Annotated in this window: 20 protein-coding genes and 1 pseudogene; 15 read left to right on the top strand and 6 right to left on the bottom strand. The window is 63.5% G+C overall.

What is annotated here, in order from left to right:
• The first annotated feature begins 143 nt into the window (after positions 1-143).
• Both E1B25_RS08865 and E1B25_RS08860 read left to right on the top strand, forming a co-directional pair.
• A complete protein-coding gene (locus E1B25_RS08865) occupies positions 144-1385 on the top strand; it encodes a metallophosphoesterase family protein (RefSeq protein WP_165937585.1) in 1242 nt (413 codons plus the stop codon).
• Positions 1385-4819 (top strand): ATP-binding protein, encoded by a 3435-nt coding sequence (locus tag E1B25_RS08860; protein ID WP_132828482.1) that lies wholly within the window; start codon positions 1385-1387, stop codon positions 4817-4819. The genes E1B25_RS08865 and E1B25_RS08860 overlap by 1 nt, the downstream gene beginning before the upstream one ends.
• A 142-nt stretch (positions 4820-4961) precedes the next feature.
• On the opposite strand, the gene irrA is transcribed toward E1B25_RS08860, so the two are convergent.
• Entirely contained in the window at positions 4962-5378 is a 417-nt protein-coding gene (gene irrA / locus E1B25_RS08855) for an iron response transcriptional regulator IrrA (protein WP_280960243.1), read from the bottom strand.
• A 200-nt stretch (positions 5379-5578) separates the two neighbouring features.
• On the opposite strand from irrA, the gene fabA reads away from it, so the two are divergent.
• From fabA to E1B25_RS08840, 3 genes are read left to right on the top strand one after another with little or no spacing between them, the layout of a single operon-like run.
• Positions 5579-6091, top strand: a complete 513-nt coding sequence (gene fabA / locus E1B25_RS08850) for a bifunctional 3-hydroxydecanoyl-ACP dehydratase/trans-2-decenoyl-ACP isomerase (RefSeq protein ID WP_132828478.1) — start codon at positions 5579-5581, stop codon at positions 6089-6091.
• A gap of 37 nt (positions 6092-6128) precedes the next feature.
• Entirely contained in the window at positions 6129-7358 is a 1230-nt protein-coding gene (gene fabB, locus E1B25_RS08845; RefSeq protein WP_132828476.1) for a beta-ketoacyl-ACP synthase I, read from the top strand.
• A gap of 8 nt (positions 7359-7366) precedes the next feature.
• Positions 7367-8158 carry an enoyl-ACP reductase FabI gene (locus E1B25_RS08840; RefSeq protein WP_132828474.1) on the top strand — a complete coding sequence of 264 codons (792 nt, stop codon included), beginning with the start codon at positions 7367-7369 and terminating at the stop codon, positions 8156-8158.
• Between the two features lie 98 nt (positions 8159-8256).
• Here the strand turns inward: E1B25_RS08840 and E1B25_RS08835 are convergent, their stop codons facing one another.
• Both E1B25_RS08835 and E1B25_RS08830 read right to left on the bottom strand, forming a co-directional pair.
• The gene (locus tag E1B25_RS08835) at positions 8257-8850 is read right to left on the bottom strand and encodes a hypothetical protein (protein WP_132828473.1); all 594 of its coding nucleotides are present in this window, start codon (positions 8848-8850) and stop codon (positions 8257-8259) included.
• Positions 8851-8923: 73 nt separating this feature from the next.
• Positions 8924-9352, bottom strand: a complete 429-nt coding sequence (locus tag E1B25_RS08830) for an FKBP-type peptidyl-prolyl cis-trans isomerase (protein WP_132828471.1) — start codon at positions 9350-9352, stop codon at positions 8924-8926.
• Between the two features lie 155 nt (positions 9353-9507).
• On the opposite strand from E1B25_RS08830, the gene E1B25_RS08825 reads away from it, so the two are divergent.
• From E1B25_RS08825 to E1B25_RS08785, 9 genes and pseudogenes are all read left to right on the top strand, one after another.
• Positions 9508-10197, top strand: coding sequence for a haloacid dehalogenase type II (locus tag E1B25_RS08825; RefSeq protein ID WP_132828469.1), 690 nt, complete (start codon positions 9508-9510; stop codon positions 10195-10197).
• Positions 10194-11024, top strand: a complete 831-nt coding sequence (locus E1B25_RS08820) for an alpha/beta fold hydrolase (protein ID WP_132828468.1) — start codon at positions 10194-10196, stop codon at positions 11022-11024. Before E1B25_RS08825 ends, E1B25_RS08820 begins: the two co-directional genes overlap by 4 nt.
• Positions 11021-11998, top strand: a complete 978-nt coding sequence (locus E1B25_RS08815; RefSeq protein ID WP_132828466.1) for a threonine ammonia-lyase — start codon at positions 11021-11023, stop codon at positions 11996-11998. The genes E1B25_RS08820 and E1B25_RS08815 overlap by 4 nt, the downstream gene beginning before the upstream one ends.
• A 139-nt stretch (positions 11999-12137) precedes the next feature.
• Positions 12138-13397 (top strand): calcium-binding protein, encoded by a 1260-nt coding sequence (locus E1B25_RS08810; protein ID WP_132828465.1) that lies wholly within the window; start codon positions 12138-12140, stop codon positions 13395-13397.
• Positions 13398-13506: 109 nt separating this feature from the next.
• Positions 13507-14295 carry a 3-oxoadipate enol-lactonase gene (gene pcaD, locus E1B25_RS08805; protein ID WP_132828463.1) on the top strand — a complete coding sequence of 263 codons (789 nt, stop codon included), beginning with the start codon at positions 13507-13509 and terminating at the stop codon, positions 14293-14295.
• A gap of 19 nt (positions 14296-14314) precedes the next feature.
• On the top strand, positions 14315-15028 hold the full coding sequence (locus E1B25_RS08800; RefSeq protein WP_132828461.1) for an alpha/beta fold hydrolase: 714 nt from the start codon (positions 14315-14317) through the stop codon (positions 15026-15028).
• Positions 15029-15181: 153 nt separating this feature from the next.
• A complete protein-coding gene (locus E1B25_RS08795; RefSeq protein ID WP_132828459.1) occupies positions 15182-16270 on the top strand; it encodes a Zn-dependent alcohol dehydrogenase in 1089 nt (362 codons plus the stop codon).
• Positions 16271-16318: 48 nt separating this feature from the next.
• A pseudogene (locus E1B25_RS08790) lies at positions 16319-17550 on the top strand (mandelate racemase/muconate lactonizing enzyme family protein).
• Between the two features lie 122 nt (positions 17551-17672).
• Positions 17673-17975 carry an ArsR/SmtB family transcription factor gene (locus E1B25_RS08785; protein ID WP_132828563.1) on the top strand — a complete coding sequence of 101 codons (303 nt, stop codon included), beginning with the start codon at positions 17673-17675 and terminating at the stop codon, positions 17973-17975.
• 21 nt (positions 17976-17996) lie between these two features.
• Here E1B25_RS08785 and E1B25_RS08780 read toward each other — a convergent pair whose 3' ends face one another.
• Positions 17997-18845, bottom strand: coding sequence for a fumarylacetoacetate hydrolase family protein (locus E1B25_RS08780; RefSeq protein WP_132828457.1), 849 nt, complete (start codon positions 18843-18845; stop codon positions 17997-17999).
• A gap of 136 nt (positions 18846-18981) precedes the next feature.
• A complete protein-coding gene (locus tag E1B25_RS08775) occupies positions 18982-21903 on the bottom strand; it encodes an ABC transporter transmembrane domain-containing protein (RefSeq protein WP_132828561.1) in 2922 nt (973 codons plus the stop codon).
• 254 nt (positions 21904-22157) lie between these two features.
• Between E1B25_RS08775 and E1B25_RS08770 the strand changes: the two genes are divergently transcribed.
• The gene (locus E1B25_RS08770; protein WP_132828456.1) at positions 22158-22547 is read left to right on the top strand and encodes a DUF3307 domain-containing protein; all 390 of its coding nucleotides are present in this window, start codon (positions 22158-22160) and stop codon (positions 22545-22547) included.
• Positions 22548-22599: 52 nt separating this feature from the next.
• Here E1B25_RS08770 and E1B25_RS08765 read toward each other — a convergent pair whose 3' ends face one another.
• Positions 22600-24312, bottom strand: coding sequence for an adenylate/guanylate cyclase domain-containing protein (locus tag E1B25_RS08765; RefSeq protein ID WP_132828454.1), 1713 nt, complete (start codon positions 24310-24312; stop codon positions 22600-22602).

Below are 24312 nucleotides of genomic sequence, written 5' to 3'. Positions count from 1 at the left end.
CTTGGCGTTTCGACCGCGGGAAATTTTCCAATCGCCAAGATGTTCATGTTAGGGGACGACAGGATTTCAACCTGCAAGACTTTCAGCCTTCAAGTCGCATCTTGAGACCCGCGCGCATTCGCGCCACTCTCGCTCAAAAAGGTATGCCGTTGATCCGCCTCTTGCACACCGCCGATATTCATCTCGATTCTCCGTTGCGATCGCTTGCGCTGCGCAATGAGGATTTGCGCACCACGGTGGAGGCCGCCACACGCGCCGCGTTTTCCCGTCTGATCGACTTTGCCATGTCGGAACAGGTAACGGCCCTGCTGATCGCGGGCGACCTGTTTGACGGCAAACAACGCAGTGCCCGCACGGCGGCCTTTCTGACCGGGCAGTTGGATCGACTCCGCGCGGCGGAAATCCGGGTGTTCTATATCAAGGGCAACCACGACGCTGAGAACCCGATCACAGGGTCGCTTGACTTGCCCGACAACGTTCACGTGTTCGATGCGCGCGGCGGCAAGGTGCAACTGTCGGCGGAGCTCTGGATTCATGGGGTCAGCTTTGCCGATCGTCATGCCCCGGAAAGCCTCTTGCCGCGCTTTCCCGAACCGGTTGCGGGCGCGGTGAACATTGCCATGCTCCACACCTCGCTTGCCGGGGCGGCTGGCCATGACACCTATGCGCCCTGTCATATTGCCGATCTTGTCGGAATGGGCTTCGATTATTGGGCCCTTGGCCACATCCACAAGCGGCAGGTCCATTCAGAATCGCCATGGATCGTCATGCCCGGCATGCCACAGGGCCGTGATATCGGCGAGGCGGGGCCGAAATCCGCCAGCCTGCTGACGATTGAAAATGGCACGATCACGGTCGAGGAGGTTCCCACCTCGGTCGTGGACTTTACCCAGACCGCGCTGGACGTGACCGAGGCCGACAGCGACGATGCCCTGCGCAGCCTGTTGCGGGCCCATCTGGAAGCCGTGTGCGCCGGGATCACCGCCCAGACGGCCGTTCTGCGCCTGACGCTTACGGGCCAGTCCCCACGCTATTGGCAGATCCTGCGCGATCAAGACGTCTGGCAAGAAACGATCGCCGATCTCGCACAGATGGCGGGCAGGCTCTGGATCGACAAGCTGGTGTTCGATCTGGCGGCACCCGAGGCCCGCACCGGCGCGGTCAGCGCGACGGATGAGCTGTCGCGCACAATGCTCGACATCGCCAGCGAGAGCGGCTTCAACGCCGTCGCCCGCGCCAAGATCGACACCGTGTTGCAAGACCTGCCAGCAGCCCTGCGCGCCCGTCTCATCCCCGATGAGGCCGCCGCCGAGGCACTGACGCATGAGTTGGCGCAATCGGGGGCCTATCGCGTTCTGGCACGGATGAAGGGGGCGGAAAGCTGATGCGGATACAGCGCCTGTCCCTCAACCGGTTCGGTCACTTCACCGACCGGCAGTATGACTTTGGGCCGCGTAACGACAGGCCCGATTTTCACATCATCTATGGCCCGAACGAGGCGGGCAAGACCACGACCATGGAAGCGGCCTTGCGGCTGTTTTACGGGTTCCCGATGCGGGACGGGTTTGCGTTCAAACATCAACGCAGCAACCTGCAAGTCTCGGCCACGCTGGATATCGACGGAGAGCTGCGAGAGTTCTCGCGCCTGCCAAAACGAAGCGGGTCGTTGGTGGATGCGAATGGCACCGCCCTGCCAGAAACCGCGCTGTCCGCCCATCTGGCGGGGCTGAGCGAAGAGGATTATCGCCAACTTCTTTGTCTGGATGACGACACGATCGAACGCGGCGGCGAGGAAATCGCACAGGCGCGCGGCGATATCGGGCGGTTGCTGTTTTCCGCCGCGGCAGGTGTCGCAGATCTGAGCACCGTTCTGGACGGGGTGCGCGAACAGGCAGACGGGATCTGGAAAAAGCGGGCCAGCAAAACCCGCATCGCAGAATTGAAACGCGACCTTGCCACGGTCGAAAAGGACATCCGCGAGCGGGATATCTCGGCCAGCGCTTGGCGGTCCCTGCGAAAGGCGCTGGCCGAGGCGCAGACCGATGAGCAAGCGGCCCGCGCGATGCGGGACGCCCTGCAAAAACAGGCTGCCGAAATCGCCTCGCAGAAACGGGCCATCCCGCTGCTGGTTGAGCTGAACGCTTTGGACACGCGTATCGCGCCTTTTGCACAATATCCGGCGCGCCTCGATTTCGATCCGGAGCGTCTTGTCCAGCTCCGCACCGATGAAACGACAGCCCGCGCTGATCTGGAGCGTTTGAGCGCCGAACTCGCCACCCTGAAAAAGGCGCGCGAGAATATCACGCTGGAGCCGCAACAGGTGACGCTATCAGACCAGTTGGACGCGCTGGAGGAATTGCATATCCGGGACCGGTCGGCAGATTTGGATTTGGCGCGCCGACAAGATCAGCAACGCGCCGCCGAAGAGGCCATGGCCCTTGCCGCCCGCGACCTTGGCGCGCCGCGCGAAACCGATCCGCGATCTCTTGTCCTATCCCCGTCCGATATCTCGCGGCTCGAAAGCGCACGCGATGATCTGCGCAAAGCGACGGACAGCTTGGCGTCCGAAACCCAAGAGCACGCCGCGTTGACCGAGCGCCAGAGCGCCGCGCAGGAAGGTTGCGACGCCCTTGCTGCGACCGGCACCGCGCCTGCGCAGATCGACGATATCCTGTTGCGCCACGATGTCGACCGTTTGGCACCTGCGCTGGCCTCTGCCCGGCAAGCCCTTGCCTCGGCCACGCAAAACGCCCAGGCGCTGCTGCGCGCGCTGGACATGGGCGGCGTCACGTTTGACCGCCTGCCGCCCTGCCCCACAAGCCCGATCAAGGCACAGGACTGGACCGATCAGCATACCGCCCTTGTGCAGAAAATCAGCGCGGTCGCGGAGGCAAAGGCGCAGCATCAGGCGGATTTGGCGGCGCGCATCGCACAGGCCGAGGCGCTGACCGCCAGCGGCACCCTTGTCGCGGATGCGACGACCGAAGCCTTGCAACAAGACCGGGACGCGCTTTGGCTCCGGCACGAGGCCGCCCTGACCGCGGAAACAGCAAAGCCCTTTGCCAGCGCCATGCACGCCTTTGATGCGGCGATGAAATCCCGCGTATCGCACGCCCGCGATCTGGGCCAGTTGCGCCAGATCGAGCAGGCGCGCGCCGAGGCGCAGGTGCGCGCAGATCAGGCCGATGCCGTTTTGACCGGGTTGCGCAACGATCTGGCAACGCTGGAGGACAGGGTGAATGCCGCCGCCTCCGAAGTTGGCCTTGCCGCCCCGATCACACCGGCCGAATGGCTGGACTGGGTCAAACGCCACACCACGGCAACCGAGGCGTCAAACACCCTTACGGCCCTGCAAGAGATCCACCAGCCGGTTCTGGATCGGGCGCAAAAGCTATTGGACATCCTCAAGCCCCTGCTGCAGCTCGAAGATCCCGATGTCGAAAGCGCCATCCTTACCGCACGCAAATTGGCAGAACAGGAACGCGACAAGGCGGCGCAAAGAAGCAAAGCGCAGGACGCATTGCAACAAGCGGACAAGGACCTTGCCAAGCGACAGATCAAATATCAGGCCGCCCTGCAAGCCGAGGCACAAGCCAAAGACGCGTGGCAATGCTTGATCAGCGACCTGCTGGGGGATGCGGTCGCATCGCAGACCCTGATGGCCTCGCTCGCCCCCCTGCGCGACCTGCGCGAACAGGAGGAAAAGCGTGCCTCTGCCGCGCGGCGTGTCGCGACCATGCAGGCCGATCAACAGCAGTTTTCCGATCAGGTCATCGCGCTGGCGAACACCCACGGCGTGACACCGCAGGACACCGCCACGGAAACCTTTGCCGCCCTGCGCAACCTGTCCGACGCCGCCAAGAAAGCCCGCGAAAAACGCGCCGAGCTGACCAACGCCATTGCAACTGCACAAGCGAAGCTGACCGCCACTGACGAAACCCTGACCCGCATCTCGCAAGAGGTTGCGGCCATTGCTGCCGTCTTCCCCGCGGGCACACCTGTGGACAGCATCGACGCGCTGCGCAGCGCGACCGGGCAGGCCCGTCAGGTGATCGCGGATCGGGCAGAGATCATCAAACTGGAGCGCATGATCCTGTCAGAACTGGGCGTGGCCAACAGAACAGCCGCCCGCGAGATGTTGGAAAGCGTGACAACCGCCGAGCTTGAGGCCACGGCAGAGACCATCAAATCCGATCTCGCCCGCGCCGAACAGGATCTGACCAAATCGACCGAGGCGCGGGTGACCGCAGAGCAGGGGCTGGCGCAGGTGACGGGGGATGCCGATATCGCCACCTTGACCGAACGCAAAACCACGCTCGAGCTTCAGATCGAAGAGGCCGCCGTTGAACATCTGGAGCTGTCCTTGGGCCACTGGCTGGCCTCTGACGCGATCCGACGCTATCGCGACAGCCATCGTAGCGGCATGATGACCGCGACCGAACGCTGCTTTGCCACGCTCACCCAAGGCGCCTATCCGAAGCTGACGACGCAGCCCGATGGGGCCGAGGAAATTCTACTGGCGATGGACGCCGACGGTGCCACGAAACGCGCGGCGGACATGTCCAAAGGCACGCGGTTCCAACTGTACCTTGCGCTGCGCGCCGCCGCCCACGAACAGCTTGTCCAGCAAGGCACCTGCCTGCCGTTCTTCTGCGACGACATCTTCGAAACCTTCGACGAAGACCGCACCAGCGCCGCCTGCCGTGTCATGGAAGATATTGGCCGGACGGGTCAGGCGATCTATCTGACGCATCACCGCCATGTGGTCGATATCGCCATGCAGGTCTGTGACAGCCCGCCGATGTTGCACGAGATTTGATCGCTGCCGGACTCGGGTGAGGGAATGGGGCCCCTGCTGACGGCCTCAACAAAGCTGCGAAAAATATAGGCGATCAGAGAGCTGGTTTTTCAGTTCGAAAAAACGTTGCGAACAGGCCCAGACGCGGGCGATCTCCGGGGGGTCAGACTTTGCGGCGCAGGCGGATCACAACCTCGACCGCCGCGATCTCGGCCCCTTCGGGGGCCTCGGGCAGCCGTGCGATTTCAAGTTGCTCGGCCGGCGCATCGGACAGGCAGCCGTCGTTTTCCCAGTAGAAATGCGGGTGATCATGCGTGTTGGTATCGAAATAGCTTTTCGAGCCGTCGACGGTGATTTCATTCAACACACCGGCTTCGCAAAAGGCGCGCAGCGTGTTGTACACCGTGGCCAACGATACTGCCGCCCCGGTTTTCATCGCGGATTCGAACAGGCTTTCGGCGGTGACGTGGCGATGTTGCCCGTCGCCGATCAACAGTTCTGCCAAAGCCAGCCGTTGCCGCGTCGGGCGCAGCCCGGCCTGCGCTAGCCAATCGGTCGCATATGTTGTCTTTTCCGGCATCATTTTCCGGCCCTGCCCCTCATCGTGACGCTATATATAGGGTGTGAAGGTGCAGAAATACAAATGAATTTCAGTCGCAATCGCGACTGAAACCGGCCCCGAAGGTTGTACCTGCGATGCCCAGCGCACTTGCAGGACCCTTCGGCGCGGTGCTAGAGAATCCCTGATGCAACTAGGCGGCAAGCAGGAGACGCGGCAGCATGGCCCAATACCCCAGCAGTTTTGACAAAGAGGACTTGCTGAAATGCGCCCGGGGGGAGCTTTTCGGCCCCGGCAACGCACAACTGCCAGAACCGCCGATGCTGATGATGGATCGCATCACCGAGGTCAGCGCCGATGGCGGCGCCAATGGCAAAGGCCATGTGGTGGCTGAATTCGACATCCACCCGGACCTGTGGTTCTTTTCCTGCCACTTCCCTGGCAACCCGATCATGCCCGGCTGTCTGGGTCTGGACGGGCTGTGGCAACTGACCGGGTTCAACCTGGGCTGGCGCGGCATGCAGGGGCTGGGCATGGCGCTTGGCGTTGGTGAGGTAAAGCTCACCGGCATGGTGACGCCAGAGCGCAAGATGCTGACCTATTACGTCGATTTCACCCGCGTCATCGACCGCAAGCTGAAACTGGGCGTCGCGGATGGCCGGGTTGAGGCGGATGGTGAACAGATTTATTCCGTCAAGAACATGAAGGTCGGCCTGTCTGCCGCAGGGGCCTGAGCGTGCAACAGCACGCAGAGCTATGAGGAGAGCACCGATGCGTCGTGTCGTCATCACTGGATTGGGTATCGTTTCCTCAATCGGGAACAATTCCAAAGAGGTTCTGGAATCGCTGAAAAGCGGTCGCTCCGGCATCGCCGCGAGCCCCGAAATGGCAGAGCATGGCTTTCGCAGCCAGGTTGCCGGCATCATCAATCTGGATGTTGCCCAGCATGTGGACAAGCGCACGCTGCGCTTCATGGGACCGGGGGCAGCCTATGCCCATATCGCCATGTCCGAGGCGATCGCCGACGCCGGTCTGAACGAAAGCGACATCGTCAACCCGCGTACCGGTCTTGTCGCGGGCTCGGGCGGGCCGTCCACCAGCGCCCTGTTCAACGCGCATCAGACCGTTCTGAAAACCGGCGCGACCAAGCGCATCGGGCCGTTTGCGGTTCCGAAATGCATGTCCTCGACGATCTCCGCCAACCTTGCCACCGCGTTCAAGATCAAGGGCATCAACTATTCCATCACCTCGGCTTGCTCGACCTCGCTGCATTGCATCGGCAATGCGGCGGAACAGATCATGATGGGCAAGCAGGACGTGATGTTCGCGGGCGGCGGCGAAGAACTGGACTGGACGCTGTCCTGCCTGTTCGACGCCATGGGCGCGATGTCTTCCAAGTTCAACGACAGCCCCGATACCGCCTCGCGCGCCTTTGACGAGAAACGCGACGGGTTCGTGATCTCTGGCGGCGGCGGCATCGTGGTGCTGGAAGATCTGGATCATGCGCTGGCGCGCGGCGCGAAAATCTATGCCGAGGTGACCGGCTTTGCCGCCACCTCGGACGGGCATGACATGGTCGCCCCCTCTGGCGAGGGCGGCGAACGGGCCATGCGGCTGGCGCTGGAAACCCTGCCGGAAGGGCGCAAGATCAGCTATATCAACGCGCATGGCACCTCGACCCCGGTCGGCGATGTCGGCGAGGTAGAATCGGTGCGCCGCGTCTTCGGTCGGGGCACGACCCCGCCGATCAGCTCGACCAAATCGATGACCGGCCACGCCCAAGGGGCCGCCGGTGCGCTGGAAACCATTTTCTGCTTGCTGATGCTGGAAAATGACTTCATCGCGAAATCGATCAACGTCGAAACGCTGGATCCGGCGATCGACCCTTCGGAAATCGCGCTGGACACGGTGACCGACGCCGGCTTGGACAGTGTCATGACCAACAGCTTTGGCTTTGGCGGCACCAACGGGTCCATGATCCTGTCGAAATTTCACGGGTAGGTCAGAATATGTCGAACATCCTAAAGGGCAAACGCGGGCTGATCATGGGCGTTGCCAATGATCGCTCGATCGCGTGGGGTATCGCCAAGGCGATGCACGAGGCCGGGGCCGAGCTGGCCTTCACCTATCAGGGCGAGGCCTTCGGCAAGCGGTTGCAGCCCCTCGCCGCCTCGGTCGGTTCGGACTTCATGGTCGATGTCGACGTGACCGACGATGCCTCGCTGGACAGTGCTTTCGCCGCGCTGGCCGCGCGTTGGCCGACCATCGACTTTGTCGTCCATGCCGTTGCCTTTTCCGACAAATCCGAGCTGACCGGGCGGTTCATCAACACCAGCCGGGCCAATTTCAAGAACTCGATGGATATCAGCGCCTATTCCTTTATCGAGGTTGCCCGCCGCGCCTATCCGCTGATGCAAGAGAATGGCGGCACATTGCTGACGCTGACCTATCAGGGCTCGACCCGGGTTGTGCCCAATTACAACGTGATGGGCGTGGCCAAGGCGGCGCTTGAATCGGCAACCCGCTATCTAGCCAATGATCTGGGCCGCGACGGCATTCGTGTGAACGCGATTTCACCCGGCCCAATGAAGACACTGGCCGGGGCCGCCATCGGTGGCGCGCGCAAAACCTACAAGTTCACTGACCAGAACGCCCCGCTTGGCTCCAACGCCACGCTTGAGGCGGTTGGCGGCACCGCCGTCTATCTCGCCTCTGACGCGGGGGCCTTTACCACCGGCGAAATCATCCGCGTCGATGGCGGTTTTCATGTGCTGGGCATGCCGCAGCAAGAGAACCTTTAGGGGTCTGGTTCAAACCAAGGCTGGCCACAAGCAAAGGGCGCGCTCACCGAGCGCGCCCTTTGCCTTTTCTGCCCCGATGCGACATCAAGCCGGAGACCTCAGCTTTCCTTGTCCGCCTGTTCCTCCGAGAGTTTTTGCGCCAGATCCCGCCGGAACGCCTCGCCGTCACCAAACTCGACAAAGCCGCCATATTCCTCGTGCGGGGTCTCGACCCGGCGGGCATGTTTGATCGGGCACCAATGGGCCTCGGTCCGGCCAGCAATCTCGCGCACATAGGCGATCAACCCGTTGGCATAGCCGCAATAGACACAGTTCAGCTTCTGCAGCCCGTTCAGATAGGCCAGATGATAGCGGTCGATGGCAATGTAATCGGCACGCCGCACCTTTTCGATCCGATAGACCGGAAAACAGACCGCCTGATAGACGCTCACGAAAAGATCCATCAGCACCAGCGGCACGATCAGCGCATAGATCAGCGGCGCGCTCAGCACCACCAGCAACCGGGTGCGCGACAGAAAGCTCAGCCAGCTCTCGCGCAAGTCCCGGTGCCGCCGTCGCATGTCAGCGTCAAAAATCACCCGACCGCGCTCTACCCGATAACGGAACGCGGCACGGCGGGCCTCGGTTTCGAGCTGAATCGCCTCCTGAAGGTCTCGGAGGCGACCCAACAGGTCATCTAACTTGCTCGGCATGGCAATGGTCCTTGTTCCAGAGGCGCACAGAACCACAGGGCGCGGAAAAGGACCATGCCGCCAGAGTGCTGGATCAGACGATCTCGACCAACTCGATGGCAAAGGTCAGATCCTGCCCCGCCAGCGGGTGGTTGGCATCCAGCGTCACCGTCGCCTCGTCGACCGCGACCACGGTGACCGGCAGCGCCTGCCCCTCGGGGGTCTGCATCTGCAGGCGCGCGCCAACTTCAAGCGGAATATCGTCGGGAATGCCTTCGCGCGGGATCGACTGGCGGGCCTCGGGATTGACGGGCCCATAGGCCTCGTCACAGGCCACCACGACGGTCTTTGCCTCGCCGATTTTCATACCGGGAATCGCGATTTCGAGCCCCGGAATGATCTGGCCGGTGCCGACGGTGAATTCCAGCGGATCGCGCCCTTCGGAGCTGTCGAACCGGCTGCCGTCGTTCAGCGTCCCCGTATAGTGAATGCGAACCGTGTCTCCGGTTTTTACTGTGGTCATGAATGCTCCGCTGTTTGGCATGAATTAAGCGGCACAACCTAAAGCCTCGAGATCGGATGTAAACCCGATGCCCCGCCCCGGCCCGGGCGAGCGCAGTCCGCCCCTTTTCCACCCTGCGCACCTGTGCAACTGTATCGCCAAAAGGGAGACCCGAAATGCCCGTGACCACCGCAGTATTCGACGCCTATGGCACCTTGTTCGATGTCACCGCTGCCGCCCGTCAGGCCGCGACAGAACCTGATTTCCCCAAACTGGCGGAAAAATGGGCCGCTCTGGCCGCCCATTGGCGACAAAAACAGCTGCAATACAGCTGGTTGCGCGCCGTCACCGGTGCCCACACCGATTTCTGGACCGTCACGCAAGATGGGCTCGACTGGGCGCTGGAGGCGGTCGGACTGGACGGCGACAACGCCCTGCGCGCGCGGCTTCTCGCCTTGTATTGGGAACTTGGCGCCTACCCCGAAGTGCCGGCGATGCTGGCCGCGCTGAAGAAAAACGGGCTGCAAACCGCGATCCTGTCCAACGGTTCGCCCGACATGCTGGACGGCGCGGTGCAATCGGCGGGCCTTGGCGATCTGCTCGACGACGTGCTGTCGGTGGAAAGCGTCGGCGTCTTCAAACCCGATTCGCGGGTCTATGATCTGGTCGGACAGCGGTTCGGCTGCGCCAAGGATCAGGTGTTGTTCGTGTCCTCCAACGGCTGGGACGCAGCGGCGGCGGGCGGCTATGGGTTCGTCACCGCTTGGGTCAACCGTGGCGGCGAGCCGGTTGACCGCCTGCCTTGGCGCCCGGACCACATCCTGTCCGACCTCACCACGATCCCGGATCTGGCCGCCAAAGCATGAGCGACTTCACCACCACGGATGGCATCCGCCTGCACTACACCGACAACGGCGGTGGCCAGCCCCTGCTGTGCCTCGCCGGGTTGACGCGCAACGGGCGCGACTTTTCGTTTCTCGCGCCGCATCTGCCCGATCAGCGGCTGATCACGCTGGACAGTCGCGGGCGCGGGGCCTCGGGCTATGACCCCGACTACATGACCTACAACGTCCTGCGCGAGGCGCGGGACGCGATCGAACTGCTGGATCACCTCAAACTGGACAAGGCCACAGTTCTGGGCACCTCGCGCGGCGGTCTGCTGGCAATGGCGCTGGCCGCCAGCCATCCAGAGCGGCTGGCGGGCGTGATCCTTAACGACATCGGCCCGGTGGTCGGGGCGCAGGGAATTGCGCGAATCATGGATTACGTCGGCAAGAAACCCAAAGCAAAGACGCTAGACGCCGCCGCCGCCGATCTGAAGGCCGCGATGGACCGGGACTTTCCCGGCGTGCCCTTGTCGGTCTGGCGGCGCCAGGCTGAATATCAGTACCGCGCGACCGAGGCAGGGCTGGAGCCGCGATATGATCCGAACCTGCGCAAGGCGCTGCTGGAACAGGCCGCCACCGGGGCGACGCCGGATATGTGGCTGTTCTTCGAGGCGCTGCGCGATCTGCCATTGGGCGTGCTGCGAGGGGCCAATTCCGACATCCTGCCGCATGAGACGCTGGAAGAGATGAAGCGCCGCCACCCCGACCTGATCGCGGCCGAGGTTCCCGATCGCGGCCATGTCCCGTTTCTGGATGAACCGCAATCCCTGCCCCTGATCCACCGCATACTGAAAGACGCAAGATGAGCACCATAGATATGATCGAGGCCGCCGCCGGGCGGCTGGCTGGCCACGCGCGGCGCACGCCGCTGCTGTCCTCGCCGTTTCTGGACGACATCGCCGGGCGCCGGGTTCTGGTAAAGCCGGAATGCCTGCAACATACCGGCAGCTTCAAGTTTCGCGGCGCCTGGTCGGCGGTTTCGGCGCTGGATCCGGACGTACGGGCCCGCGGTGTAATCGCCTTTTCCAGCGGCAACCACGCACAGGGCGTCGCCTATGCGGCAAGGCTGCACGGGGTCTCCGCGGTGATCATCATGCCCTCGGACGCGCCGAAGATGAAGATCGACAACACCCGCGCTCTGGGGGCCGAGGTGGTGCTGTATGACCGCGCCAGCGAGGACCGCGATGCGCTGGGAGCGAAACTTGCCACCGAACGCGGGCTGACGCTGGTCAAACCCTTTGACGAACCGCTGGTGATCGCCGGGCAAGGCACCAGCGGTCTGGAGATCGTCGAACAGGCGGCGGGCCAAGGCGTGCACCAAGCCGATGTTCTGGTGCCCTGCGGCGGCGGCGGGCTGACCGCCGGCATCGCGCTGGCGCTGGAGGCCCGCGCGCCGGGCCTGCGCGTGCGCCCTGCCGAGCCTGAAGGCTTTGATGATACCGCCCGTTCGCTCCTCTCTGGCCAGATCGAGCGAAACGAACGGCTCTCCGGCTCGCTCTGCGATGCGATCATCACGCCGCAGCCGGGCAACATCACCTTTCCGATCAACAAACGGCTCTGCGGCCCCGGCCTTGTGGTAAGCGAAGACGAGGCGCTGCGCGCCATGGCGCTGGCCTTTGCCCGGCTCAAGATCGTGATCGAACCGGGCGGCGCCGTGGCGCTCGCTGCGGCCCTGTTTCGCCCCGATCAGATCGCGGGCGATGCGGTGATCGCCGTGGCCTCGGGCGGGAATGTGGACGCGCAGGTATTCCGCACCGCCTTGGAGCGTTTTGCCGAATAGAACACGCCCTGCACGAAGGACACATATCACATTCAACTTTTTGAAAGCATTTGATCCGGATCAAGGCACGCGCAGTCCCCGTCCTCCATGATAGCTACGCTCGGAGCAATCGGGCATATCTTAGGGAGTGTTGAGAGAGATGACTGACTTTACCGTAAACGGGCCTGATCCGGAAATGGTCATCGGGACCGCAGGCGAGGATCGTCTGATCTACAACCTGGTTTCCGGACCGGGCGGGGTGGTTCTGAGCCCTCTGATACACAACCCCAACAGCGGCTTTGATGGCGAGTTCCAGCCCACCGACGGCGACGTCACCTCCTTTACCGGGATCGAGCATTTCACCTTTGTCGACAAGGTCGGGGGTGATGACACCATCACCACGGGCAACGGCAACGATGCGCTGAATGGTCGGGCCGGGAACGATTTCCTGAACGGCGCTGGCGGCAGTGACGAAATCACTGGCGGTAAAGGGGGCGACACCCTCTATGGCGGCATCGACGGAGATACGATTGACGGCGGCAACGGCAATGACCGGCTGTTCGGCGAAGCTGGCTATGACCAGCTTTATGGCGGCAACGGCAATGATCGGATTTTCGGTGGCATCGATAACGACACCATCGAAGGCGGCGACGGCAACGACCGGTTGTTCGGTGGCCTTGGCGATGACTTCATTGTCGGGGGCGCCGGGGATGATCGGATGTTCGGCGGCAACGGGGCCGATTTCATCATCGCCGACGACGGGGCTGATGTGGTGGATGCCGGCAATGGCAACGACCAGATCGAGACGGCCTTTGACACCATCAAGACGCTGGAGGGCGGCGACGGGCGCGACATGCTTATGGCCTTCTATGATGGCGCCATGACTGACTCGATGACCTTCAATCTGGGCACCGGGAATTTCCGGTCAACAGATGCCAATATCGACGGCAGCACGGCGACCAACTTCGAAGATTTTGTCTTTCACGGCGGTATCGACACAAAGATCACCGGAACCGATGGCCGCAACGAGATCATCGGCGGCTTTGCCGATGACGTGCTGCTGGGCAAGGGCGGCATGGACACGCTCATCGGGGGGGACGGCAACGACACCCTGTTCGGCAACAAGAAAGCCGACACTCTGGACGGCGGGACGGGCGATGACACGATGACCGGGGGGCTCGGGACCGACACCTTCGTCTTCAGCGGTGGATCTGACACGATCACCGACTTTACCAATGACGTCGACACCATCCATATCCGCAGCCATCTGGTGGCCGAAGGCACCACCGCCAACGATCTGATCAGCAGCGCCACCGTGATCGGTGGCAACACGCTGATCACGCTGGACGGCGGCGATACCCTGACCATTGAGGGGCTCACCGATACCTCGCTTTTGAACGACGATCTGGTCCTTATCTAAGGCCAGTCCCGACACCGCGCGCCGGAGCTTTTTTCGGCGCGCGGCCCTTGCCCTTTGCCCCGCCTCGCGAAGCCGCTAAAAGGCGGGATCAGGCATAAAGGGGGCAGGAATGCAGATTGCCGATCTGGGCGACGTTCAGCTTCACTATCGGATCGACGGCGACCCCGACGGTGCGCCGGTGGTGTTCTCCAATTCGCTGGGCACCGACCTGCGGCTGTGGGATGCGGTGCTGCCGCGTCTACCGCAGGGGCTGAAGTTCATCCGCTATGACATGCGCGGTCACGGGCTTTCGTCGCTGCCCAATGGCCCCTATTCCATGGGCGCGCTGGTGCGCGATGCCGAGCGGCTGCTCGATCATCTCGAACTGCGCGACTGCGTCTTTGTCGGCCTCTCCATCGGCGGCATGATCGCGCAGGGGCTGGCGATCAAACGGCTGGACCAGATCCGCGCGCTGGTGCTGTCCAACACCGGCGCCAAGATCGGCACCAAACAGATCTGGGAAGACCGCATCGCCCAGATCCGCGCCAACGGGCTGGACCATGTTGCAGATGCCACCATGGAACGCTGGTTCGGCAAGACGTTCCGTCAAAGCGCAGAGATCACCCTTTGGCGCAACATGCTCACGCGCCAACCGGTCGAGGGCTATCTTGGCTGCGCCGCAGCCATCGGGGGCACCGATTTCTATACCCCCACCAGCGGGTTGCGCCTGCCCGCGCTCGGGATCGCTGGCGCTGACGATGGGGCCACCCCGCCCGATCTGGTGCGCGAAACCGTCAACCTGATCCCCGGCTCGACCTTTCAGCTGATCCGCGGCGCCGGGCATCTGCCCTGCGTCGATCAGCCCGAGGCCTATGCCGAGGCGCTTACCCGTTTTTTCACCCAGATTGGTCACGTCTGACCGCAAAGGAGCACATAAGATGGCCGATTTCCTGCTGATCCACGGCTCCTGCCACGGTGCATGGTGCTGGCGCGACGTGATCCCCGCGCTCAAGGCTTTGGGCCATAACGCCCGGGCCATCGACATGCCCAGCCATGGCGACGATCCCACCCCGCTGGAACAGGTGACGCTTGCCGGGTGTCGCGACGCCATCCTTGCCGCCAGCACGCCCGAGACCATCGTGGTCGGCCATTCCTGGGGTGGCTACCCGATCAGCGCGGCGGGCGAGGCCGCGCCAGAGAAGATGCGCGCGCTGATCTATCTGTGCGCCTATGTGCCGATCTCGGGGCTGTCGATGATCGACATGCGCAAACGCGCCAAGCGCCAGCCGCTGATGCCCGCCGTGCGCCGGGCCGAGGACGGTCTGTCCTATACCTTTGATCCCGACTCGCTGCGCGAGCTGTTCTATCATGACTGCCCGGAGGAGACGGTGGCCTATGCCATGCCACGTCTATGCCCACAGGCGACGCGCCCGCAGACCACGCCGCTGAGCTTGACCGCGCGATACCAGACCCTGCCCAAGGCCTATATCCGCTGCGCCAACGATCAGGCGATCCCGCCGGAATATCAGGCCGAGATGGTGCAGGACTGGCCGCGCGACCGGGTCTTCTCGCTGCCGACCTCGCATTCGCCGTTCTTCGCCGCCCCCTCCGCGCTGGCCGCCCTGCTGGACCAGATCGCGGCAACGTTCTGACCAGAAGCGCCCCGGCGCCTCTCCTCCCACAGACCGTGGCATTGCTGCGGCGGCCCGCCTCTGAGTGTCATGATCGCACCCGACGGCATCGCATTCGCCCTTGCCCTGCCCCCCGCAAGCGGGCCAGTCTATCCGCACATCAGGGAGCGAGACATGCAAACCATCAAGGCCGCCGTCTGTCACGAATTCGGCAAACCACTGGAAATCGAAGACGTTCAGCTTGCCCCGCCCGGCATGGGCGAGGTCGAGGTCGAAGTTGACGCGGTGGCGATCTGCCATTCCGACATCAGCTATGCCGAAGGGGGTTTCGGCGGCCCGTTGCCAGCAGTCTATGGCCATGAGGCCGCCGGGCGCGTCCTCACCGTGGGCGCGGGCGTGCAAGGGGTTGCGCCGGGCGATCATGTCTGCGTCACGCTGATCCGCGCCTGCGGTCACTGCTCCCCCTGCGGTTCGGGCCAGCCAACCATCTGCGAAACCCCGCACGACGGCACCAAAGGCCCGCTCACGACCAGCGATGGCGGCACCCTGTTTCAGGCGCTGTCCTGCGGGGCCTTTGCCGAAAAGGTCGTGGTGGATCACAGCCAGGTGGTGAAAATCCCCGACGACATCCCGATGGAGGTGGCCTCGGTCATCTCCTGCGGGGTGATCACGGGCGTGGGGGCCGCCGCGCTCGCCGCCGACTTGCGCGTCGGTCAGGACGTGGTTGTGATCGGGGCCGGTGGCGTCGGGCTGAACGCGATTCAGGGCGCCCGCATCGCCGGCGCCCGGCGCATCGTTGCGGTCGATATGCTGGACGAAAAGCTGGAGGTGGCAAAGGAATTCGGCGCCACCGACGTGGTCTCGGCGACCGAGGCAAAGCCTTGGAACGCGGTGAAAAAAATCCTCGGGCGCGGGGCCGATGTGGTCTTGGTCACCGTCGGCGTGGCCGAGGTCTATTCCGCCGCGCCGCGCTATCTGGCGGCGGGCGGCAAGGTGGTGATGGTCGGGATGCCCCATGGCGACAAGGTGGCCAGCTATTCGCCACTGATCATGGCCGATGCCGGTCAGGGGCTGGTCGGCTCCAAGATGGGCAATGTGGTGATCAAACGGGACATTCCCTGGATCATCGACCTGTACAAACAGGGACGACTGAAACTGGACGAACTGGTCTCCGGGCGCTGGACGCTGGAGCAGATCAACGACGCGATTGCCGATACCAAGACCGGCGCCGCCCGGCGCAACGTGATCCTGTTCAACCGCTGAACCCGGGCACGAAGATCGCGTCAGCGACGACCCCCGAGGGAGACCGAAATGAAACTGACCGATCTCGACATCATCGTGACCGCCCCCCCGCGCCGGGCTGGGGCGGGCGCTATTGGATCCTGGTGAAACTCACCACAGACACCGGCCTCACCGGCTGGGGCGAATGCTATGCCGCCTCGGTCGGCCCCGATGCCATGACCCATGTGATCCGCGATGTGTTCGCGCGCCATATGGAGGGCGAAAACCCCGAGAACATCGAATTGATGTTCCGCCGCGCCTATTCTGCGGGCTTCACCCAGCGCCCGGACCTGACCGTGATGGGCGCGTTTTCAGGGTTGGAGATCGCCTGTTGGGATATCCTCGGCAAAGACCGCGATCGCCCGGTGCACGCGCTGATCGGCGGGCGGATGAACGCGCGTATCCGCGCCTATACCTATCTCTACCCCCTGCCCCATCATGACCTGGCCGAGTTCTGGACCGCCCCCGATCAGGCCGCCGAGGCCGCCGCCGATTGCGTCGCGCGCGGCTATACGGCGGTGAAATTCGACCCCGCCGGCCCCTATACGATGCGCGGTGGCCATATGCCCGCGATGTCAGACATCACGATGTCGGTGGCCTTTTGCAAGGCGATCCGCGCCGCGGTGGGCGATCGCGCCGACCTGCTGTTTGGCACCCACGGACAGTTCACCACCGCCGGGGCGATCCGGCTGGGACAGGCGCTGGAGCCCTATGCGCCGCTCTGGTTCGAGGAACCTGTTCCGCCCGACAATATGGCCGAGATGGCCCGCGTCGCCCAATCCGTGCGCATCCCCGTCGCCACCGGCGAGCGGCTGACCACCAAGGCCGAATTCGCCGCCGTGCTGCAAACCGGCGCCGCCGCCATCCTGCAGCCCGCGCTGGGGCGCTCCGGCGGCATCTGGGAGACGAAAAAGATCGCCGCGCTGGCGGAAACCTATAACGCCCAGATCGCCCCGCATCTTTACGCCGGGCCGGTGGAATGGGCCGCCAACATCCAACTGGCCGCCTCGATCCCCAATATCCTGATGTGCGAGTGCATCGAAACCCCGTTCCACGACGCCCTGATCAAGGGCGCAATCCGGGTCGAGGACGGCTTCGTTACCCCACCCGACGCCCCCGGCCTCGGCATCGAGGTGGACGAGGATCTGGCCCGCGCCCACCCCTATACCGGCTCTGGCTTGCACCTCGAAATGCGCGAAGATCCTTGCGATTACGTCGACGGAAACGCCTTTCAGGGCGGTGCCCCTGCGACAGAGCGATAACTTGACCAAAGAAATTCTGACACTATGTCTTTTTTAGACTTTTCAGGAGTACCCGACGTTTGACTGCCCAGACCCTTTCTTCGCAGACCATTGCCTCGCTGCCGCCCGAAACGCCCGGCGACATGGCCAGCAGTGCCAGCGACGCCGCCGCCTTCCTCAAGACGCTGGCCCATGAGGGGCGGCTGATGATCCTGTGTCATTTGGGCACCGGCGAAAAATCGGTAGGCGAGCTTGAATCGCTTTTGCAAATCCGCCAAGCGGCGGTCAGCCAGATGTTGGCCCGCCTGCGCGACGAAGGGCTGGTGTCGACACGGCGCGAGGGCAAGACGATCTTTTACGCCTTGGCCGACAGCAACACCGAACAGATGATCGGGCTGCTCTATTCCCTGTTCTGCGGCAAGGACGCGCCCGGCCAGCACAGCTGACCGGACCGCCCCGCGCGCCGCTCAGCTGTCGGCGCGCACGTTCTGGCTCTGAACGCCCAGCCCGGCAATCTCGGCCCGCACCTGATCGCCCGGCTTCAGGTAGACCGGCTGCGGCTTCATCCCCATCCCGACGCCCGGCGGGGTGCCGGTCGCAATCACATCGCCGGGATGCAATGTCATCATCTGCGACAGATGCGATATGATCTGTGCCACGGAAAACACCATCGTCGCGGTGCTGCCCGCCTGCATCCGCTGCCCGTTCACGTCCAGCGTCAACTCCAAAGCCTGCGGATCGGAGACCTCGTCGCGGGTCACCAGCCAGGGCCCCAACGGCCCAAAGCTGTCACAGGATTTGCCCTTGGTCCACTGCCCCGACAGCTTGGTCTGGTAATCGCGTTCAGACACGTCGTTGATCACGCAATAGCCAGCCACATGGTCCAGCGCCTCGGCCTCCGACACATATTTTGCCGCCCGGCCGATCACCACGCCCAGCTCCACCTCCCAATCAACCGACTGTGCGGCGCGCGGGATCACGATATCGTCGTCCGGCCCCGCAATGGCCGAGGTCGCCTTCATGAACAGGATCGGATGTTCAGGCAGCGCCATCCCCGCCTCTTCCGCATGATCGGAGTAATTCAGCCCGATGCACATGAACTTGCCCACACCGCCGACGCAGGGTGCCAGACGCGGCGTGCCCGCCACCAACGGCAGCTGTTCCGGGTCAATCGCCGCCAGCCGCGCCAACGTCGCCGCATCCAACGCGGCGCCGGTGATATCGACAACCTCACCGGACAGCGACCGCAGCTGCCCCGCGCCATCCAACAGCCCGGGACAGATCTCCGTGCCCTCATAGTACCGCACCAGCTTCATTCCACTCTCCCTGTATCCAATCCTCGGCCCAACAGCGCGCGCCGCTCTTTTTCTGGCAAAAATACTCCCGCCGGAGGCATGGCAGTGCCATAGGCGCTGCCATTTCGGGACACAACCGGCGCAGCATCGCACCGCATCAATTTGAAACGTACCCCGCCACCACCTGCAACAGCTTGAAGGCGGTCGCCGCGTCGTTCTCGACCACCGCCAGAAACTCCTCCTCGCCGATCCGCAGACAGGTCAGGTCGGTTTCCGCCACCATGCTCAGCGCGCGCGGAACCTTGCGGATCAACCCCAGTTCCCCCACCAGCGTTCCCGGCCCGACCTTGGCGATCCGTTGATCTGCCTCGCCGTCCTTGGGCAGATACAGCCCCGCCTCGCCCTCGATCACCATATAGGCGCCGTCCCGGGGCTGGTCGCCCTTCAGGAATATGACCTCACCCTTGGGGGCCTGATACCAGCGCGCGCCGAAGGCCAGCAGCCGCAACTGCTTGCGGTTGAGCCCGGAAAACAGCGGCGTGGTTTCCAGTGCGCGCAGCTTGCGCGCCAGATCGGCGCGCGCGCCGCTGTCCGCCTCTCCGTCCGCACCGGCCTCCTCGCTGACCAACCGACCTTGGCGCAGCTCCAGAAACAGATCAAAGACCGACTCGTTTTCAAAGCTCTCGTTGATATAGATCAGTGTCGTCTCCGGCAGCAGCTTGCGCAGATTGCGGAACACCGCCACCTGGGTTTGCATGTCATAGCTGACCAATGCCTGATCCAGAATCAGGATATCGGGCCGCTTGATCGTGGCCCGGCTGAACGCCAGTGGCTCGGCAAAGATCGCCGGCAGGTTCTGCCCACCCAGCGCGATCGGCACGTCAAAGATCAGCTCGATCACCAGATCCTGCGCGCCGCCCTCGGCCAACACCCCGGCCACCACCTTGCGCAGCTCATCCGCCTTGCTGCCCGCCGCCTCGGAAATCTTGCCAAACAGCGCGTTCTCCAACACCGTCAGCCCCGGCGCAAAGGCCGTCCTGTCGAGCGGCGCGAACAGATCCCCAAGGCTGTCTTGCAGTTCATGCGCATGGCCTGCGCGCAGTTCCAGAATCCGCGCCTTCAGATCGTCGGAAAAGGCCGGACCGATCTGTTCGGCCGAGATCCGAAACGGCACCGTGAACAACAGCGCCATATCTTCACCGCTCAACGCCCCGGTGCCGCCGCCGCGGGTCTTTTCCACCAGATCCACGGCCGTTTCATAGGTCTTGGCGTCAATCCCCAACTTGCGAAACAACGGATGATCGGTGCCGTCCAGACCAAAGATCTGGCGCAGCATGTCGATCACGTCGCGGGTCAGGTCCAACAGGGTTTCGCCCAGCCCCAAGCTGCGCATCTGCGCCATGAAATCGGACCGTCCGGCCAGCAATTCGCGGGTGATCGGCTGGCGCGGCGTGGCAAACAGCAGGTTCTCCCCCACCGGCAGCGCCGGGTTGTACCGATCCGGCAGGCAAAAGTACGCATAGGCGCGCAGCCCCGCATCGGTCACCGCCTGCTGCACCCGGGGGCGCAGCTCGACCAGTTTCTCCGCCAGCTCCGCATGATCACCCGCATCAAACCGCTGGTCCAGCCCGCGCTGGAACAGCGCCGTGCCCGAGCCCATGCCCTGCACAAGTTTCAGCCACCAGTTGCGCAGCGCCTGCGAATCCTCCAGCCCGGCCAGTTTAGGATCAAGCCATTCGGCGTCCTCGGGGTCGGCGCTGTTGCCGGCGCGCTGCGCCTCGGCGTATTGCGCCTCGTCACTGCCGGCCGATTGCGGGCGCATCCGCAGCGGCATCATCACATTGTCGCCAAAGCTGCCCTGAAACAGCACCGGGCGCGACGAGGCATGCCCGATCCGCTCCGCGATCACCGCTTGATGCAGCCCTGACAGCTCATGCCCGCCGATCCGCAGCCGCCCCGTACTGGGCAACAGCTCCCGCGTCAGCAATTCCGACAGGGCGCGGCGGTCTTCCTCGCTGGGGGCGGCGATCCCGATCACCTTGCCACCGGGCAGCGTGGCATTCAGATCCTCCAACACCAGATTGTCATCGGCGTCACGCACCGTCACCCCATCCAGCACGATATCGCCGGTCAGCGACGGGATCGCTTCCGGTTCACCGGAAAACAGGCTCTCGTCAACCATGCCCTGCGGCGCAAAGCGTTCGGTGATCACGTCCCAGCGCAGCGCCATGTCCTGCGTCTGGTTGTAATAGGTCAACAGCTCTTTCCACGGCGAGCTGAGATCCTTGTACGCCGCCAGCGCCGCCACCAGCGCCCCCAGCGACACCGCGCCTTGCAACACCAGATAGCCACCGATGGAAAAGAAGAAGAACGGCGTCAGCTGGCCGATGAAGTTGTTGAGAAACTTCATGAAGAATTTCTTCTGGTAAATCTCGAAGCGGATATCGAACAACCGACCCAATTGCGCCGTGATCACCGCCATGCGATAGCGCCAGCCGCCATTGAGGCGCAGCGCACTGGCCCCCGCCGCGCTTTCCCCGATGGCGGCGGCCAGAATGCGCACCTCTTGAATGCGCTTCTTGTTCAACTGGTTGATCTGGCGTTGCAGTTTCGGGATCAGCCAGCCCTGCAACGGGATCAGCGCCACCGCAGCCAGCCCGAACCAGACACTTTGCAGGAACAGGAACCCCAGGATGGTGATCATCTGCCCCGCCTGCAGCACCGGCTGGCTGATCGCATCGCCCATGAGCCCGCCCATCGGCTCGCTTTCGGCGGTCACCATCGACACCAGTTCGCCCTGGCTGACGCGTTCGAAATAGGGCTGCGGAAAGCGCAGGATGCGCGCGATAAGCTGATAGCGGAAGCGCCGCAGCATCCGCTCGGACAGCACCCCTTTCATCGTGTTGATCCGCATCTTCAGCAGCCCATGCGCCAGAACCGACAGCAGGAAAGCGATGCAGAGGATGCCAAGGAAGGTGACCTGCTCGAAGGCAAACCCATAGTAGGTGATGGTCGAGGTTTCCGACCCGATCGCGTCGTTGATGATCCGCTTGGGCAGTTCCAGCGTCAGGTACAGCATCGGGAACAGCGTCGAGGTGACCAGCAACAGGATAAGCTGGTCGCGCTTGGAATACTTCCAGATAAAGCCGAATAGAGAAGGTTCTATAGCAATGATCCCACGGCAAAGAGGTGTCGAACAGTGACCGATGCGCCACGATAGGAGGCATCGCCATATGTGACAAGCCACCCGTAGGTGCCACTTTGATACGGGCAATTGCAGGCGCGCGATGAAACCCCTAAGCTTTCTTTAGAACCCAACTGGGGGAACCGCCCTTGACCGGTACCATTGGCACACTTCTGATCTTGTTCTGCCTTTTGCAGATCAAGCACATGTTCGCAGACTTCTATCTTCAAACCCCGCGCATGCTGTCGGGGCGCGGAAGCTATTGGCATCTGGGGCGCGCCCAACATGCCGGGGTCCATGTCCTGGGCTCGATCATCGTCTTCCTTCTTGTCGGGGCGCCGCTGCTTTTCATCCTGGCGCTGGTGGCGGTGGAATGGCTGCTGCATTTCCACATCGACTACTGGAAGGGGCAGCTTTGCAATCGCAAGGCGCTTGATCCGTTCAAACCTGCCTTCTGGCGCGCCACCGGGGCAGATCAGGCGATGCACCAGTTGACCTATGTTGCGATGGCCTGGGCCTGGGTGGAATTCGCGGTCTGAGCAGGGGCACGCAGACCCCGGATCAGCGCCCTGTTCCATCAGCGCCCCCGCCCTATGCCGGATGCGGTGCAAACGCCGCAACCGGCTCGGCATAGCCCTTGAGCGGGATCGGCTCCAGATCCTCGAACGTGATCCCCTCCAGCATGCGGGCGGCGTCCCGCGTGGCCTGATCGACCAGAACCTGCCCCGGCCGCGCCTTGGAACACAGCCGCGCGGAGAGGTTCACGGTCGAGCCCAACACCGTGAAATCCATCCGGTCTTTCGCCCCCATTGCGCCCATCACCACCTCGCCCGAGGCGACCCCGATGCCCACATGCAGATTATAGTCGGGATACTCCTCCAGCAGCCGCGCCATCGCCGCCGTGATTTCCACCGCGCAGCCCACCGCGCGCTGCTCCATCCCGTCGCCCTCGAACACCGCGACCAGCGCATCGCCGACGAACTTGTCCACATCACCGCCAAAACGTTCTACGATCCGGGTCTGCACGTCGAAATAGCTGTTCAGCGCCTCGATCACCACCTCGGGCGAGACCCGCTCGGAAAACTCGGTATAGCCGCGGATATCGGTGAAGATCACCGAAACACGCCGCCGCTCGCCGCCGCGGTGCATGCCTTTTTCCTGTGCGCTCTGGATCGCCGAAACGGTCCCGCGCGAGACGAATTTCATCAGTTCCAACCGCTCGCCCAATTCGCCGATCATACGGTTGAACCGCTCGGCAAGGTCGCCGATCTCGTCGCGCGCGCGCACCCCTTCGACCCGTGCGGCGAAATCCCCCTCCCCAACACGTTCGGCCACCGCCCCGATCTTGAGGATCGGGCGGGTCAACTGGCGGGCGAAGATCAGCGCCCCGATCCCCGCGATCACGAACCCCACCAGACCGACGATCAGGATCTGCCGGGTAATCGCATTGACCACCGCATAGGCGCTGTCCTCGCTCAACTCGGTGATCACCGCCCATGGGAACCAGTCGGGAAAGGCATAAGCCCCCAGCATCGCGGTGCCGTCTGGGCGCACATAAGGCTCCAGCGCATCGGCCCGGGCGCCGGCGACGATCAAGGGCAGCGCCGAGGCGACGATCTGGCGGTCGTTCAACAGATCCTGCCCCGCGCCCAGCGCCCGCCGCCCGGCCTGATCGACTACGGTGATCTCGCCGCGTTGCGCAAAGGGATGATGGCGCACCATCTCACCCAGTGCCGACAGGTCGATCTTGGCCGCCATGGTGACCTGTCGCCCGGCGATCGTGGTGTTCAGCGGCAGCGCCAGCGTGGCGATCCAGTCCCCGGTCGCCTCCAACCGCCCCACCACGGGCCGCCCGTACTGGCCGGTCGCCGCGATCGCCTTGATCAGATCGGCCGGCGTGGACAGTGTTTTCACCGGGTCCAGCCCCGCCGCCGCCAGCTTGCCCGCGAACCCCTCGTTGGTGACCAGAATCGGCAGGTCAGATCCCTGCACGGACAGTTGCACCGCCACCACCTGCGGCAGCTCCTCCAGCCCCAGCGTCAGCAGAGACACCTTTTGCGCCACCCCCAGATCGGCACTGTCGATGCCATTGCGGATCACCGTCAACGGTGTCAGCCACCGCCCCTCGAAGGTGTTGTCAAACGCCTCGCGCAGGCCGCTGGCGACCGTGGTCAGATCCTCGTTCGCGGCGCTTTTCAGCTCGTCGCGGGTCAGCCGCGTCAGGTTCTGCCCGACCATCACCAGCGGCACCACCGCCAGCAAGGCCGCAAAGGCAAAGAACTTGAGACGCAGCGGAAACCGCAT

It is taken from the genome of Antarcticimicrobium sediminis, from assembly GCF_004348975.1.
GTDB lineage: Bacteria > Pseudomonadota > Alphaproteobacteria > Rhodobacterales > Rhodobacteraceae > Antarcticimicrobium > Antarcticimicrobium sediminis.
The sequence above is the reverse complement of the archived record's forward strand: the minus strand, read 5'-3'. Positions and strand labels throughout refer to the sequence as shown.

Bases quoted from the DNA above. Each gene is read 5' to 3' on its own strand.
- E1B25_RS08865 (WP_165937585.1), top strand. From the start codon at position 144: ATGCCGTTGATCCGCCTCTTGCACACCGCCGATATTCATCTCGATTCT.
- E1B25_RS08860 (WP_132828482.1), top strand. From the start codon at position 1,385: ATGCGGATACAGCGCCTGTCCCTCAACCGGTTCGGTCACTTCACCGAC.
- irrA (WP_280960243.1), bottom strand. From the start codon at position 5,378: ATGCCGGAAAAGACAACATATGCGACCGATTGGCTAGCGCAGGCCGGG.
- fabA (WP_132828478.1), top strand. From the start codon at position 5,579: ATGGCCCAATACCCCAGCAGTTTTGACAAAGAGGACTTGCTGAAATGC.
- fabB (WP_132828476.1), top strand. From the start codon at position 6,129: ATGCGTCGTGTCGTCATCACTGGATTGGGTATCGTTTCCTCAATCGGG.
- E1B25_RS08840 (WP_132828474.1), top strand. From the start codon at position 7,367: ATGTCGAACATCCTAAAGGGCAAACGCGGGCTGATCATGGGCGTTGCC.
- E1B25_RS08835 (WP_132828473.1), bottom strand. From the start codon at position 8,850: ATGCCGAGCAAGTTAGATGACCTGTTGGGTCGCCTCCGAGACCTTCAG.
- E1B25_RS08830 (WP_132828471.1), bottom strand. From the start codon at position 9,352: ATGACCACAGTAAAAACCGGAGACACGGTTCGCATTCACTATACGGGG.
- E1B25_RS08825 (WP_132828469.1), top strand. From the start codon at position 9,508: ATGCCCGTGACCACCGCAGTATTCGACGCCTATGGCACCTTGTTCGAT.
- E1B25_RS08820 (WP_132828468.1), top strand. From the start codon at position 10,194: ATGAGCGACTTCACCACCACGGATGGCATCCGCCTGCACTACACCGAC.
- E1B25_RS08815 (WP_132828466.1), top strand. From the start codon at position 11,021: ATGAGCACCATAGATATGATCGAGGCCGCCGCCGGGCGGCTGGCTGGC.
- E1B25_RS08810 (WP_132828465.1), top strand. From the start codon at position 12,138: ATGACTGACTTTACCGTAAACGGGCCTGATCCGGAAATGGTCATCGGG.
- pcaD (WP_132828463.1), top strand. From the start codon at position 13,507: ATGCAGATTGCCGATCTGGGCGACGTTCAGCTTCACTATCGGATCGAC.
- E1B25_RS08800 (WP_132828461.1), top strand. From the start codon at position 14,315: ATGGCCGATTTCCTGCTGATCCACGGCTCCTGCCACGGTGCATGGTGC.
- E1B25_RS08795 (WP_132828459.1), top strand. From the start codon at position 15,182: ATGCAAACCATCAAGGCCGCCGTCTGTCACGAATTCGGCAAACCACTG.
- E1B25_RS08785 (WP_132828563.1), top strand. From the start codon at position 17,673: ATGGCCAGCAGTGCCAGCGACGCCGCCGCCTTCCTCAAGACGCTGGCC.
- E1B25_RS08780 (WP_132828457.1), bottom strand. From the start codon at position 18,845: ATGAAGCTGGTGCGGTACTATGAGGGCACGGAGATCTGTCCCGGGCTG.
- E1B25_RS08775 (WP_132828561.1), bottom strand. From the start codon at position 21,903: ATGCTGTACCTGACGCTGGAACTGCCCAAGCGGATCATCAACGACGCG.
- E1B25_RS08765 (WP_132828454.1), bottom strand. From the start codon at position 24,312: ATGCGGTTTCCGCTGCGTCTCAAGTTCTTTGCCTTTGCGGCCTTGCTG.